Origin of the sequence: Rhodococcus phenolicus, from assembly GCF_001646785.1 — a bacterium.
GTDB classification, from domain to species: domain Bacteria; phylum Actinomycetota; class Actinomycetes; order Mycobacteriales; family Mycobacteriaceae; genus Rhodococcus; species Rhodococcus phenolicus.
Genome location: NZ_LRRH01000086.1, coordinates 37,757 through 51,739, shown reverse-complemented (window position 1 = coordinate 51,739; position 13,983 = coordinate 37,757). Strand labels below are relative to the sequence as shown.

Annotated in this window: 14 protein-coding genes; 5 read left to right on the top strand and 9 right to left on the bottom strand. The window is 68.3% G+C overall.

The window, feature by feature from the left end; all coding sequences use genetic code 11:
* Positions 1-26 precede the first annotated feature (26 nt).
* Positions 27-857: an SDR family oxidoreductase gene (locus A8G15_RS22155; protein ID WP_068164625.1), complete on the top strand. Its 831-nt coding sequence runs from the start codon at positions 27-29 to the stop codon at positions 855-857.
* 11 nt (positions 858-868) lie between these two features.
* Positions 869-1,036 (top strand): (2Fe-2S)-binding protein, encoded by a 168-nt coding sequence (locus tag A8G15_RS22150; protein WP_068164623.1) that lies wholly within the window; start codon positions 869-871, stop codon positions 1,034-1,036.
* Between the two features lie 67 nt (positions 1,037-1,103).
* On the opposite strand, the gene A8G15_RS22145 is transcribed toward A8G15_RS22150, so the two are convergent.
* The 7 genes from A8G15_RS22145 to A8G15_RS22115 form a co-directional block, all read right to left on the bottom strand.
* Positions 1,104-2,027 carry a L,D-transpeptidase gene (locus tag A8G15_RS22145; RefSeq protein ID WP_068164992.1) on the bottom strand — a complete coding sequence of 308 codons (924 nt, stop codon included), beginning with the start codon at positions 2,025-2,027 and terminating at the stop codon, positions 1,104-1,106.
* A gap of 153 nt (positions 2,028-2,180) precedes the next feature.
* The gene (locus A8G15_RS22140) at positions 2,181-3,860 is read right to left on the bottom strand and encodes a 4Fe-4S binding protein (protein WP_068164620.1); all 1,680 of its coding nucleotides are present in this window, start codon (positions 3,858-3,860) and stop codon (positions 2,181-2,183) included.
* A 152-nt stretch (positions 3,861-4,012) separates the two neighbouring features.
* On the bottom strand, positions 4,013-4,237 hold the full coding sequence (locus A8G15_RS22135) for a dodecin (RefSeq protein WP_082900097.1): 225 nt from the start codon (positions 4,235-4,237) through the stop codon (positions 4,013-4,015).
* A gap of 176 nt (positions 4,238-4,413) precedes the next feature.
* Positions 4,414-5,619, bottom strand: a complete 1,206-nt coding sequence (locus A8G15_RS22130) for a serine hydrolase domain-containing protein (RefSeq protein WP_156665515.1) — start codon at positions 5,617-5,619, stop codon at positions 4,414-4,416.
* A 104-nt stretch (positions 5,620-5,723) separates the two neighbouring features.
* Positions 5,724-6,245 (bottom strand): DUF6764 family protein, encoded by a 522-nt coding sequence (locus A8G15_RS22125; RefSeq protein WP_245687953.1) that lies wholly within the window; start codon positions 6,243-6,245, stop codon positions 5,724-5,726.
* A gap of 127 nt (positions 6,246-6,372) precedes the next feature.
* A complete protein-coding gene (locus tag A8G15_RS22120; protein ID WP_068164614.1) occupies positions 6,373-7,434 on the bottom strand; it encodes a DNA polymerase domain-containing protein in 1,062 nt (353 codons plus the stop codon).
* 2 nt (positions 7,435-7,436) lie between these two features.
* Entirely contained in the window at positions 7,437-8,501 is a 1,065-nt protein-coding gene (locus A8G15_RS22115; protein WP_068164611.1) for an ATP-dependent DNA ligase, read from the bottom strand.
* Positions 8,502-8,576: 75 nt separating this feature from the next.
* On the opposite strand from A8G15_RS22115, the gene lppU reads away from it, so the two are divergent.
* Positions 8,577-9,167, top strand: a complete 591-nt coding sequence (gene lppU / locus A8G15_RS22110) for an LppU family putative lipoprotein (RefSeq protein WP_068164608.1) — start codon at positions 8,577-8,579, stop codon at positions 9,165-9,167.
* Positions 9,168-9,169: 2 nt separating this feature from the next.
* Here lppU and A8G15_RS22105 read toward each other — a convergent pair whose 3' ends face one another.
* Positions 9,170-10,330, bottom strand: coding sequence for a magnesium and cobalt transport protein CorA (locus A8G15_RS22105; protein ID WP_068164605.1), 1,161 nt, complete (start codon positions 10,328-10,330; stop codon positions 9,170-9,172).
* Between the two features lie 302 nt (positions 10,331-10,632).
* Between A8G15_RS22105 and A8G15_RS22100 the strand changes: the two genes are divergently transcribed.
* Positions 10,633-11,313, top strand: coding sequence for an exonuclease domain-containing protein (locus tag A8G15_RS22100; RefSeq protein ID WP_068164604.1), 681 nt, complete (start codon positions 10,633-10,635; stop codon positions 11,311-11,313).
* A 12-nt stretch (positions 11,314-11,325) separates the two neighbouring features.
* Here the strand turns inward: A8G15_RS22100 and A8G15_RS22095 are convergent, their stop codons facing one another.
* Positions 11,326-12,213 (bottom strand): LuxR C-terminal-related transcriptional regulator, encoded by an 888-nt coding sequence (locus tag A8G15_RS22095; protein ID WP_068164601.1) that lies wholly within the window; start codon positions 12,211-12,213, stop codon positions 11,326-11,328.
* Positions 12,214-12,364: 151 nt separating this feature from the next.
* On the opposite strand from A8G15_RS22095, the gene A8G15_RS22090 reads away from it, so the two are divergent.
* A complete protein-coding gene (locus A8G15_RS22090; RefSeq protein WP_068164987.1) occupies positions 12,365-13,981 on the top strand; it encodes an acyl--CoA ligase family protein in 1,617 nt (538 codons plus the stop codon).
* The last annotated feature ends 2 nt before the right edge of the window (positions 13,982-13,983 follow it).

Below are 13,983 nucleotides of genomic sequence, written 5' to 3'. Positions count from 1 at the left end.
GTGAACCACCGATTGCAGGGAGAACGATGTCCAGCCAGCCCAATGCCCTGTCCGACCGCACCATGGTGATCTCCGGTGCCAGCCGCGGAATCGGCCTGGCCGTCGCGATTGCCGCGGCGAGACAGGGCGCCAACGTCGTTCTGCTCGCCAAGACCGCCGAACCGCACCCGAAACTGCAGGGCACCGTCCACACCGCGGTCGCGGACATCGAGGCGGCCGGAGGCAAGGCGGTGGCCGTGGTCGGCGACGTCCGCAAGGAGGACGACGTCCAGCGACTGATCGACACCGCGGTCGAGCGGTTCGGCGGCATCGACATCTGCGTGAACAACGCCAGCGCGATCGCGACCGGCTCCACCGAGGACCTCTCGGCCAAGCGGTACGACCTCATGCAGGAGATCAACTGCCGCGGCACGTTCCTCATGACGAAGGCCGCGGTGCCGCATCTGCGGAAGTCCGCGAACCCGCACGTCCTGACCGTCTCGCCGCCGGTGAACATGAACCCGTACTGGCTCGGCGTCCACCCCGCCTACACCCTGTCGAAGTACGGAATGTCCTTGCTGACACTGGGTTTCGCAGCGGAGTACGCGGAGGACGGTATCGCCGCGAACTGCCTGTGGCCGCAGACCTTCATCGCGACCTCCGCGGTCGCGAACATGCAGGACGGCGACACGCTGCTGTCGTCCTCGCGCAGCCCCGAGATCATGGCCGACGCGGCGGTCGAGATCCTCTCCCGGCCCGCGCGGGAGACCACCGGCCGGTGCTTCATCGATGCCGATGTGCTCACCGATGCCGGCGTCACCGATCTGTCGTGCTACGGCGGCGGCGACAACCCGCAGATCGACCTGTTCCTCGACTGACGGAGCGTGCGATGTACATCTGCCTGTGTCACGGCGTCACCGGCGACACCGTGAACGAGATCGTGAACCGGGGCGCGCGCAGCTCGAAGGAGATCGCCGCGGCCTGCGGGGCGGGGTCCGACTGCGGACGCTGCCGGCGGACCGTACGGGCGATCATCGCGCAGCACAGCTCCGGTTAGGGCACAGACGAACGCGCCCCTGCCTCCTCGGAGACAGGGGCGCGTTCTGCGCGTGCGCGACGGGGAATCAGAGGTTCCAGTCGCCGAGGCCGTCCCAGCCGTTCAGGACACCGCCGCCGGTGTTCTGCACGATGACCGGATCGCCCTTCTGCGCGTTCTCGAAGAACCACTTCCCGTCCTCGGTGCTCACGTTCAGGCAGCCGTGGCTGGTGTTGGTGTTGCCCTGCGCCCACTCGGACCACGGGGCGGCGTGAACGAAAATGCCGCTGTTGGAGATTCTCGTCGCGTACTCGACGTACGTGCGGTACCCCTCCGGAGAGTCGACGGGAACACCGTAGGTGGACGAATCCATGTACATGTCGCGGAATCGCTCACCGACGATGTACGTGCCGTTGGGGGTTTCGTGCCCGGGCTTGCCGAACGACGTCGGCATCGTCCGCACGACCTCGCCGTTGCGGGTCACCGTGATGGTCTTGGTGTTGTCGTCGGCCACCGTGATCTGTGCGTCGCCGATCGTGAACGACGAGCGGGTATCCCCCGCTGCGACCGTGACCTGCGTGTGGGCGGGCCAGAAGTCGAACGGGCGCCACCGCACCTGCCGGTCCGACGCCCAGTAGAAATGGCCGCCGACGGCCGGGGTCGTCGTGATCGAGATCGCGCGCTCGGCGGCGGCGCGGTCGCCGATCGCTTCGTCGAACCGGATGATGATCGGCTGGGCGACACCGACGGTCTCACCGTTCGCCGGGTTCACCGAGGGCGCCGAGAACGGCGCCACCGGAGCGGCAGGCTCCACGGGAAGCCGGCTTCCCGAACCGAGGACGAGGCTCTCGATACCCGGCACTTCCGGGCCTCCCGGCCACAGGGGCGCCGCACCGGCGGGCCCGGCGAGCGCGAATGTGGCGGCAGCAGCGCCGACCAGCGCGGTCGCGACCCGGCCGGACCACCGTCCGGCCCGGTTCCCGGCAGTCGTCCGATCCTGCTTCAAGGACATGTTCCAACCCATTCGTTCGACAGCGCTGCACCTTCGTCTGCCCCGACCGCAGCGCTTGGTGCCCACCCATTAGACACAGCACCGGCACGGACCAGCAATTCGACAGCGCGTGCCGAACCCCGATTTCCGCCTGTCTGCGCAGGTCGCAGGGAGTCAGGACTCCAGTCGCGACGCCTCGAGCATCTCGGCGACGGACACGAACTTCTGCCGCGACCGGCCTGCCGCGGCACCACGTGCGCGCTCCTGCTTGTCGATCTTCTGCCAGCCGCTGTAGTCGACGAACCCGGGGCGTCGCTCGGCGACGAGTGTCGCGAGCTTCTCCCGGTCCTCGGCGGGTGTGGCGAGGCGGCCGGCGACGAAATCGTCGATGAGGCATTCGACGGTCTGAGCCGAGCACTGCTTGTTGGTGCCGATCACGCCGCTCGGGCCCCGCTTGATCCAGCCGGCGGTGTAGACGCCCGTCAGCGCGGCGCCGGTCTGCGGATCGACGACACGGCCCTCTTCGTTGGGGATCACGCCCCGTCGCTCGTCGAACGGCAGGTCCGCGACCGGCGTACCGCGGTAGCCGATCGAGCGCAGAACCAGACCGGTCTCGAGCGTCTCACGCTCACCGGTGGGCCGGGCCTCGAGCCGTCCGTCGACGTCGACGAGCTCGTTGCGTTCGAGGGTGATCGATTCGACCTTGCCGTCGCCCCCGATCTCCACCGGCGAGGCCAGATAGCGCAGCACGATGCGTTTGTTGCCCTCGGTGGGCGTGCGCCGGGCGAATCCCTGCGCCTGCTCGACCTTCAGGGCGATGCGCGGTTCGGCCTCGGGGTCGTCGAGAAGCGCGCGGCTGGCGGGATCGAGTTCGACCTCCGTGGGGTCGACGATCACGTCGATACCACGGAGCTGCCCCAGCGCGAGCAGTTCCGGGTTCGTGTACGCGGCCTGAGCGGGACCGCGGCGGCCCACGACGACGACCTCGCGGATGTTCGAGTTGCGCAGGGCCTCCACAGCGTGGTCGGCCATGTCGGTGCGGGCGAAGATCTCCGGATCCATCACCAGCGCACGGGCGACGTCGAGTGCGACGTTGCCGTTGCCGATGATCACCGCGCGCTCACCGGACAGGTCGAACGTCCGGTCCGCGTAGTCGGGATGCCCGTTGTACCAGGAAACGAATTCCGTTGCAGCGTGCGAGCCGGGCAGGTCCTCGCCCGGGACCTCGAGGTGCCGGTCACCGGCCGCGCCGACCGCGTAGATGACCGCGTGGTGGTGGGCGAGCAGTTCGTCGTGCGTGACGTGGGTGCCCACCTCGACGTCGAAGTAGCACTGGGTGTTCTTGTGTCCGACGGCGCTGCGGAACAGGTCGCCGACCGCCTTGGTGCTCTTGTGATCCGGTGCCACACCGGCCCGGACGAGACCGAACGGCGTCGGGAGGCGATCGAAGATGTCGACCTCGACACGGGGACGGGAAGTGAGCTCCATCGCGGCGTAGCAGGCGGCGGGACCGGATCCGACGATCGCGACCCGCAAGGTGCCCAGCTCGGCGGGGATTTTTCTCCGCTCACGGAGTTCCGGCCAGTCCGGCCCGATCGGGAAACGCTCGTAGTAGTCCGCGGCGATCTTCAGGTAGGGCTCGTGTTCGGCGGCGAGCTCGTTGTCCGCGGAGATCGCGTCGACCGGGCATTCGTCCACACAGGCCCCGCAGTCGATGCAGGTTTCCGGATCGATGTAGAGCAGTTCGGTGGTTGCGAACTGCGGTTCGTCGGGCGTCGGGTGAATGCAATTGACCGGACAGACCTCGACGCACGACGCATCGTTGCAACACGCCTGAGTGATCACATAAGCCACGGGTATACCTGCCTGAGAGTGCCAGCGTAATACGACGTTTCGCGTCCAGACTATAACCTGTTGCAGTCATGGTCGAGAGTTGCCGATCTCCGGCGATTTGCAGGTTCCCCGACGTCGCTCCGGCGCGTGGACCGGAAGTGTGCCCTTCGGATCTACTCCGTGAACTCGTCGCCCGATTCGATCCGGAAACCGATCTTGAGGGTGACCTGCGTATGCGCGACCGCACCGTCGTCTATGTGGCCGCGCACGTTCACCACTTCGAACCATTCGAGATGCCGCGTCGTCTCGGCAGCCCTCGCCACCGCTCTCGCGATGGCGTCGTCGATGCCATCGGTCGACGACCCGACCACTTCGATGACTCGGTAGACATGACTCACTGTGGTGCCTCCCTTCATACCAGACAAAGCACCTGTATCCAATAGTGCGAGCACACCCCGTCCGTTGTCCGCGGAATGCGTGAAACCACAAATGTCGCAAGGCGAGAGCCCGCAAATATCGCAACGCGGCAGTGCGCAAAATCGCATCGCGGCGGTCGGGACGAACGGTCGGTGCGTCAGGCCTTCCGGGCCAACTCGCGCGCCACCGGCCCGAGCCGCGCCAGCCGCAGATCCCCCAGCGGCATCGCCCCGGCACCGAGCCGATTGGTCGTGAACGCCAACGACAATCCGGTCTCGAGGTCCGCGAAAGCACCCGATCCGCCGACCCCGTAGTGACCGAGCGCCCCGCGCGGGCGCTCCCGGCTCGCGAACAACGGCTGGTGGTAACCCAGACGCCAGGCCATCGGCACCCCGAGGACGTAGTCGCGTCCGCGCACCCGGACCTCGTCCATCGCCGCGATCGTCTCCGGCTTCAGGAAACACCGGCCGTCGATGGTGCCGCCCGCCGCGATCGCGCCGTACATCCGGGCGAGCGCCCGCGCCGTGAACACCCCGTTCCAGCCCGGCATCACCGAGTCGTGCACCGCCGGGTTGCGTACGAGATCGTCGAAGCCGTCGGGCATCGCAGCCTCCGCGAGTCCACGCATCGGCCCGACCTTCGACAGCACCGACGCGCTGATCCCCCAGTCGAGGCCGGCAAGGTTGATGCGGGGAAACAGCTTCGCGATGCGCTGCCGCTCGGACACCGGTACGCGATACCAGAAATCGGGGTTACCGAGCGGTTCGGCGATTTCGCGGCGAACCACCTCTTCGAACGGTAGTCCCGTTGCGCGGCGGACGATCTCCGCGACCAGCCAGCCGTAGGTGACCGCGTGGTAGCCGGTGCCGTGCAGGCGCCGGCGGTCCGGACGAGCCGCGGCGAGCGCGGCGACCGTCACGTCGTAGTCGAGGATTCCGTCCCGCCCGGGAACGAGTCCGCGCACCCGGTGCAGACCGGCGCGGTGCGTCAGCACGTCCGCGACGGTGATCGACTCCTTGCCGGACGCGGCGAACTCCGGCCAGTACTGCGCGACGGGAGCGAAGTAGTCGATGATCCCGCGTTCGGCGAGCCGGTGCACGACCGTCGAGGCCACACCCTTGCCCGTCGAGAAGGACAACGACATGGTGTCGCGGTTCCAGCGTCGGTCCGGACCGGACCAACCTGCCCAGATGTCGAGGACCTTCTCGCCGTGGAGATACGCGGAGAGAGCGCCGCCGCCGTCCTGGGGCTGTCGGTACATCGCGAAGAAACGGTCGGCGAGTGGCAGGAATCGTGGGTCGACGTGCATCTCGGTCGGCGGCCGCGGTTCGGCCTCGTACTCGATCTGCACATCCGTCAGCATCGTCATCGCACTCCCCCATCCGGCAATTCCGACAGAGTAGGTGCCGGATTGCATCTGTGGAAGAGCTGATTCCCGCGGACCGGGCGCGTTATGCCTCCACCCGCTCAGGGGGTCGCGTACCGGAACGTCCCGACCACGACGCAGCCCCGGCCCGTCGCGAAGTTCACCGCGGCCGACGCCGAGCCCTCACACAGCATCGGATCGGCACCGTCGCCCACGTAGGCCTGCGACTGCGGGCCGGCCAGCGCGAGTGCGGCTCCGGGATCGTCGAGGACACCCAGCGCGAGGGCGTCGGCGCCGAATCCGACGGCCGCGAGCTGTCCGCCGCGGCTCTCGCCCGCACCCACGCCGCCGGACATCCCGGCGCCGAGCACGAACGCGCCCTCGCTGGCGTCGGCGAAACCGACACCGTTGTCGCTGTAACCCCACGCTCCGCCGGTCGCGTCGTTGTTCGCGCCGCAACCCGTGGTGCCGTCGATCTGGACGATCGACGCCGGAGCTCCCGGCGGTGCCGCGCAGGTCAGCGCTTGTGCAGGTGCCGCGGCGAGAAAGCTGCCGGCGATCGCCGCGGCGACGGCCGCGACCGCGCCGCCCAGTGCGCGCATCGGAATCCGGGGATTCGTCACCGTGGCAACCCTCCTCGGAGCCGGTCGGCGGTCTGTTCTCCCGAACAGTCTACGGAGGCCCCCGCAGGTGTCACTCACAGCACAGGTAACGACCCGAATGCAATTTCGGAAACGCCCGGACCCCTTCTCAGCCCCGCGCACGTTCCTTGCGGTCGGTGTCGCGCGAGGGCTGCACCCGCTTCGGTTCGCCGGGCATCTTCGGATGTGTCGGCGGGTACGGCAGGTCGCCGAGGCCGTCGGCCGCGTCACGCTCGGCCATCTCGAGCAACACGTCGAGCGCGTGGGCGGTGCCGTCGAGCCCGGCCATCGGATCGCCGCGGCGGGCGAGCAGGTCGGGCACCGTCGCGATCGTGAAATCGTCCGGCTCGGCGTCGGCCAGCTCGTCCCACGTCAACGGAGTCGACACCGTCGCGATCGGGGTGCGGCGCACCGAGTACGCGGACGCGATCGTCTTGTCCCGAGCGTTCTGGTTGTAGTCGAGGAAGATCCGCTCCCCGCGTTCCTCCTTCCACCACGCGGTCGTCGCACGACCGCCGCTGCGGCGTTCGATCTCCCGCATCAGTGCGATCCCCGCCCGGCGTACCCCGACGAAGTCCCAGTCGGGAACGATCCGCAGGTACACGTGCAGGCCGCGGCCACCGGACGTCTTGGGGAACCCGGCCAGCCCGAGTTCGTCGAGCAACGGCCGCACCACCTCGAGCGCGACCGCACGCGCATCCCCGAAATCGGTGCCGGGCTGCGGATCCAGGTCGATGCGCAGTTCGTCGGGCCGGTCGACATCGGGGCAGCGCACCGCCCACGGATGGAATGTCACCGTGCCCAGATTGGCCGCCCACACGATGTCCGCCGCCGACCGGACGCGCAGCACGTCGGCCTTCCGTCCCGACGGGAACGTGACCTCACACGTGCCGACGTGGTCGGGATGCCGCGCGGGAACCCGCTTCTGATAGATCTCCTCGCCCTCGATGCCGTCGGGAAAGCGCTGCAGATGGGTGGGGCGATCCTTCAGCGCGGTGAGCAGCGGCGCGGCTCCGGTCGCGACGGTCCGGTAGTACTCGACGAGGTGCCGTTTCGTGCCTCCGTCGGCGCCGAGCCGCGGGAAGTACACCTTGTCGGGATTCGACAGCCGCACGGGTGTGCCGTCGACGTCGAGTTCCTCCGCCGGGGACCGCTTGCTCGTGCCCGCCACGGTCAGCGCCCCGAGCGGTCGAGAACGTCGGCCAGGTCGTAACGCACAGGTACCTCCAGTTGGTCGTAGGTGCAGCTCTCCGGATCACGGTCGGGACGCCAGCGCAGGAACTTCGCGGCGTGCCGGAAGCGCAGGCCCCCCTCGACAGCGCCTTCCATCTGGTCGTAGGCGACCTCGAGGACCCGCTCGGGGCGCAGCGGCACCCAGCTGCGGTCGTTCGCGGACCGCCACCGGGTCGGCTCGCCCTCGGCGACCACGTCGGCGCCGACGCGCAGAGGCTCGAGTTCGGCGAGCAGTTCCCGACGGCGCTGCGCGGTGAACGCCGATGCGCCGCCGACCATCGCGAGCTCGCCGTCGTGGAACAGGCCCAGCAGCAGCGACCCCACACCGTCGATGCTCTTGTGCCGCCGATATCCGGCGAGCACACAGTCCGCGGTCCGCGCGTGCTTGACCTTCACCATCTCCCGCTTGTCCGGCAGGTACGGCCCGTCGAGGCGTTTGGCGACGACGCCGTCGAGCCCGGCACCCTCGAACTCCTCGAACCAGCGGTGTGCGGTCGATGCGTCCCCGGTCGCGACGGTCACGTGGCAGCTCGGCCCGCCTCCGGCGATCTCCCGCAGCCCGGCCCGGCGCTCCCGGAACGGAACGTCCATCAGGCTTTCGTCGCCGATCGCGAGGAGATCGAATCCGACGAACTGCGCGGGCGTCTGCTCGGCCAGCAGCGCGACCCGGCTCGCGGCCGGATGGATCCGCTCGGACAGCGACTGCCAGTCCAGCCGCGTACGGCCGTCGCGTTCGAGCGGCACCACGATCTCCCCGTCGACCACGCATCGACGCGGCAACTCCGCGCGCACGGCGTCGGCCAGTTCCGGGAAGTAACGGACGAGGTCCTTGCCCCCGCGTGAGGAGAACACCACCTCGTCACCGTCCCGGAACACGAGGGCCCGGAACCCGTCCCACTTGGGTTCGTAGGACCATTCGGCGGGCGCACCGTCCGGTTGCGGCGGCACCGCGGACGCGGCCTTCGCGAGCATGGGTGCGAGCGGCGGAACCACAGGAAGATCCACCGCACCATGGTGGCATTCCCCGGTCGGCGCCGCCCTCCATTGAGTTGAATCCGTGCGATTCCGTACTCTCCCTCCATGAGTATCTTTCGTCGGGTTTGTGCCGTTGCGGCAGTGTCGTGCGCAGCCGTGTTCACCCTGAGCGCCTGTGGATCCGACATCGATCCCGTCGCAGTACCGGAATCCGGTGCGGCCGCCGCGCCGACCACGACACCGTCCTCGTCGAGGACCACGACCACCACGCAGTCGTCGTCCGACGCGGACCTGGACATCGACGTCGAGATCGGCGAATGCGTGACCCTCGGCGGCACCGTCGACGACGCGACGATCGACAACGCGACGTGCGGAAGCATGGACTCGAACTACAAGGTGATCGGCAAGGTCGTCTCCAGCGACGAATGCGTGTCCGACGCCGACCAGACGTACTACGAAACCCTGGGCGGCACCGAGACCGGTGCGCTGTGCCTCGACATCGACTGGGTCGTGGGAACCTGCATGGCACTCGACGGCGAGGACCCCGTGCGCATCGACTGCAACGATCCGAGCTCCGGCGGGGAGAAGGTCACCGAGATCCTGCAGAACACCGACGACGTCAACGACTGCACCATCTCGGCCGGAGGATTCGTCTACTCCGAACGCCGCTTCGTGGTCTGCACCGACTCGCTGTAGCTCTACAGCCAGCCGCGCCGGCGGAATATCCCGAACAGACTGCAGCACGTGATCACCATCATGAGCAGCGCAAAGGGGTATCCGCCGGCCCAGTGCAGTTCCGGCATGTGGTCGAAGTTCATGCCGTACACGGTGCCGATCAGCGTGGGCGCGAAAAGGATTGCCGCCCACGCCGACACCTTCTTGATCTCCTCGTTCTGCGCGTAGCTCGCCCGTGTCAGGTTCCGCATCTCCTCGTTCTGCACCTGCGAGACGAGGGTCGCGTTGACGGTCAGGATGTTGCCGAGCAGCTGGCGGAAACCATCGACCTGCTCCACCACGGCGGTCGCGTGGTCCGTCACGTCCCGCAGGTATTTCTGCAGTTCCTCGTCGATGCGGTACTTCCCGAAGCCGGCGGACAAGCCACCGAGCACCGCCAGCAGCGGCTTGGCGGCCCGCTGGAACTCGATCACCTCACGGGACAGCTCGTAGATGCGACGCGACACTCTCGGGTCGCCGCTGAACACTTCGGTCTCGATCTCGTCGATGTCGTTCTGCAAACCCGCGACCACCGGCGCGTAGCCGTCCACGACCGCGTCGAGGATCGCGTACAGCACCGCTTCCGGCCCGCGGCGCAACAACTCCGGGTCGTCTTCCATCCGGTTCCGGACGGCCGACAGGTCCGGGGACTCGCTGTGCCGGACGGTGAGCACGAACGTCGGTCCCACGAACACGTGCAGTTCACCGAAATCGACGCGTTCGGACTCGTCGACGTATCGCGCGGCCCGCAGCACCACGAACAGCGTGTCGCCGTATCGCTCGAGCTTCGGCCGTTGATGCGCGACGATCGCGTCCTCGACGGCGAGTTCGTGGAGCCCGAACTGCTCGGCCGCCTCGTACAGCTGGGCGTCGCTGGGCCGGTACATACCGATCCAGGCCAGCGAACCGTTCTCGGGCACGTGGTTCAGCGTTTCGGTGAGGGTCGCCGGGGACGCGGTGCGGCGGCCGTCCCGGTACACCGCGCTGTCGACGATGCTGCTCTCGGCGCGCGAATCCGGTCGATCCACCGGGGTCGCGACACGGGCGTGCGGCGACGCACCGATGTTCTCGTTCTCGCCGAAACCACCGGAGGCAGGGACGGCGCGGCGCGGCAGGAGGGCACGGACAGGACGGTTCCGGAACATGACGGCACGACTTTCGCAGGACGGAATCGGTGCGGGATCGTTCCCGCTCGGGACGTACGCGGACAGCAGTGCCGCGCACGATCGCTGCGTGCCGGGGCTGCTGTCAGTCGGTACTGGGAGGCTGACTGCTCATCTGAGCACCACCTCCTCTTCCTCGTCCGGCATGCGAGCCGGGGCTGTCGACCACCGAGCAGCGTACGCCTGCACGCACCGCAAGGCCATTCGCCGAGGCTGTCGGTACCACCGGCCACAATGCCTCCAGCAGTACCCGCTGACGGCACGACACCACGGAGGTCCTTCGGATGATGCGCTGGCCCGATCGCCCGATCTGTGCATTCGACCTCGAGACGACCGATCGCGACCCGCGCACCGCGCGCGTCGTGTCGGCGTGCGTCGCGACGTTCGACGGCGATCGCATCGAGTCCCGAACCTGGCTGCTCGACCCCGGCATTCCTATACCGGACGAGACAGTCGCGATCCACGGGATCACCACCGAGCGTGCCCGCGCCGACGGGCAGGAGTACGTGAGCGGATACGCGCAGATCCGGGAGGCGCTGTGCGAGGCCTGGGTGCGCGACCACATCGTCGTCGCGTTCAACGCGAGTTACGACCTGACGGTGATCGACGCGGAAGGTCGACGACTCGGTCTGGGTCCGCTCGTGACGGGCACGGTCGTCGATCCCTACGTGATCGATCGGGAGATGGACCGGTCGCGGTCGGGAAAACGCACGTTGCAGGCGGTGTGCGAGGAGTACGGGGTGGTGCTCGCCGCGGCGCACGAGGCCGAAGCCGACGCACTGGCCGCCGGGTTCCTCACCCGCGCACTCGTCGCGCGGTTCCCGCAACTCGCCGAGCTGGACATCATGGCCGATCAGGCGGCGTGGCACGCCGAGCGCCAGCGCAACTTCGCCGAATATCTGCGTGAGCTGGGTCGCGAGGTCACCGATGTCGACGGCGCCTGGCCGATCCGGGGCACCGCCTGACCGGTCCCGCCTTCAGGGCAGCAGGCGTTGACGGCGCGCCTCGACCACGGCCTCGTGGCGGCTGTGCACCTCGAGCTTGCCCATGAGATTCCGCATGTAGCTCTTGACCGTCTCGGTGCTCAGCGACAGCCGCTCGGCGATCTCGGCGTTGCGGCATCCCAACGCGACGTATCCGAGCACGTCGCGTTCGCGGTCCGACAGTTGCACCCGTGCGACGGCCGACGTCTCACCGACCGTCAGCGTGCGCAGTTTCTCCCCGACGGCGCGCAGCTGCGCTTCCAGCGCCGGGTCCGCTGCCTGGGCCGCGATCTCCCGCAGGGCCAGATAGCTCTCGGTGATGCCCTCCGACACCGACGCCGAGACCCCTCCGGATCCCGCGACCGCGGCACGGGCGTTCTCGAGGAGTTCGACGCGACGATCCACCTCGTCCCGGATCTCGATCTCGCGGGCCAGCGCCCGTGCCCCGCCCATCACCTGTTCGGCGACCGTGTCGCCGATCGGCATGTTGACCCGCAGCCCGCCGTACATCGTGGCGCGGGTACGACCGCGCACCACGACGGGCGCGGCGAGCAGCGATTCGATGCCTTCCCCCGCGACCTGCCGGTCGTAGTCGTGGGTGATGCGGTCGGACGCGAAGTAGTCGGCGATCGAGACGGGTCGCTGTTCCGCGATGGCGCGCCCCCCGACACCGCATTCCGAGCTGATGACGAGGTTGCGCAGGATGTTGCTGCGGGTCCCGACGAACCCGGACAGGATCATGTCGTGGCCGTGAACGGCGCCGCCGAACAGGACGGGCAGGCCGGTGGAGATCTGCAGCAGTCGCAGTTGTGCGCGCAGTGCGTCGTCGTCGCTGGGCCGGAGCTTGCCGACGGATTCGGAATCGGTCCACGCGCGGTTCATCGACGAATCCTTCCGGCAGCAAAGTGCTCGACTACCCACTTCAGAGGGTAGCGGGGTGCCGATGGTGACCCATAACCTCCAGGCAAATCGATGTTGCTGCGATCACAGCGGCGCATCGTTGTTCGCAGAGTCCACGTCCACGGAGGTCATCGTGTCCACGCCGACGGCGCACCCCGCCAACCACTCCCCGCTCAGTCCGCTGCGGTTCCTGGAGCGGTCCGCGTCCGTGTTCCCGGATCGGGTCGCCATCGTGCACGGTGACCGTCGCTACTCGTACGCCGACTTCGCCGCGGAGACGCAGCGGTTCGCGCAGGCGCTGCGCGCGCGGATCCGGCCCGGCGACCGCGTCGCGTTCCTGGCCCCGAACGTGCCGGAACTGCTGATCGCCCATTTCGCGGTGCCGCTCGCCGGCGGTGTTCTCATCGCACTGAACTCGCGGCTGGCCGGGCCGGAGCTCGAATACATCCTGAACCATTCGGAGAGCTCGCTCCTGTTCGTCGATTCCGAGTTGGTCGGGTCGGTTACCGGGGTGAAGGAGAACGTGCCGTCCGTCGGCGACATCATCGAGGTGCCGGACTCGACCGTGCCGGATCCGGACGTTCCCGCCGGTGTCGTCACCGGGCGGTACGACGAGTTCCTCGCTTCCGCCGACGCCGACGCCGAACCGCTGCCGTGGACGGTCGACGACGAACTGCAGGTCATCGCGATCAACTACACGTCGGGGACCACCGGAAAACCCAAGGGTGTGATGTACAGCCACCGCGGGGCCTACCTCAACTCGTTCGGCGAGACCTTCCACAACGGATTCGACGGCAGCACGAAGTACCTGTGGACGTTGCCGATGTTCCACTGCAACGGCTGGTGCACCCCGTGGGCGGTGACCGCGGCGGGCGGCACCCACATCTGCCTGCGCGCGGTGCGGGCCGACGCGGTGTGGGACGCCATCGACAACCTCGGTGTCACCAATCTGTGCGGCGCACCGGCGGTGTGCTCGACGATCGCGAACGCCGAGCAGGCCCATGCCCTGGACCGGCCGCTGCGGATCACCACGGCCGGTGCCCCGCCGTCACCGACGGTGATCGCGCAGCTCGACGCCATCGGGATCACCGTCGTGCACGTGTACGGGCTGACCGAGGTGTACGGGCCGTACACGATCTGCGAGTACCAGGAGGCGTGGGACGACGAGCCCGCCGAGGAACGGGCGGCCCTGTTGTCACGGCAGGGCGTCGGCATGTTGCAGGCGGAGAACGCGCGCGTGGTCGATTCGGAGATGAACGACGTGCCCGCGGACGGGCGGACGATGGGCGAGATCGTGCTGCGCGGCAACAATGTGATGCTCGGGTACTACAAGGACCCGGAGGCCACAGCCGAGGCGTTCGCGGGCGGCTGGTTCCACACCGGCGACCTCGGCGTCATGTACCCCGACGGCTACATCCAGCTCAAGGACCGGGCGAAGGACATCATCATCTCCGGCGGCGAGAACATCTCGACGGTCGAGGTGGAGCAGGCGATCGTCAGTCACCCCGCGGTGCTCGACGTCGCCGTCGTCGGGGTGCCCGACGAGAAGTGGGGCGAGCGGCCGCGGGCGTTCGTGATCCGCAGGAAGGGCGAGTCCGTCACCGCCGAGGAGATCATCGCGCACGTGCGCACGCAGCTCGCCGGCTACAAGGTGCCGCGCGACATCGTGTTCCCGCACGACCTGCCGCGCACCCCGACCGGCAAGATCCTCAAGTTCGAATTGCGGGCTTCGCACAACGCCCAGGCGTGAAC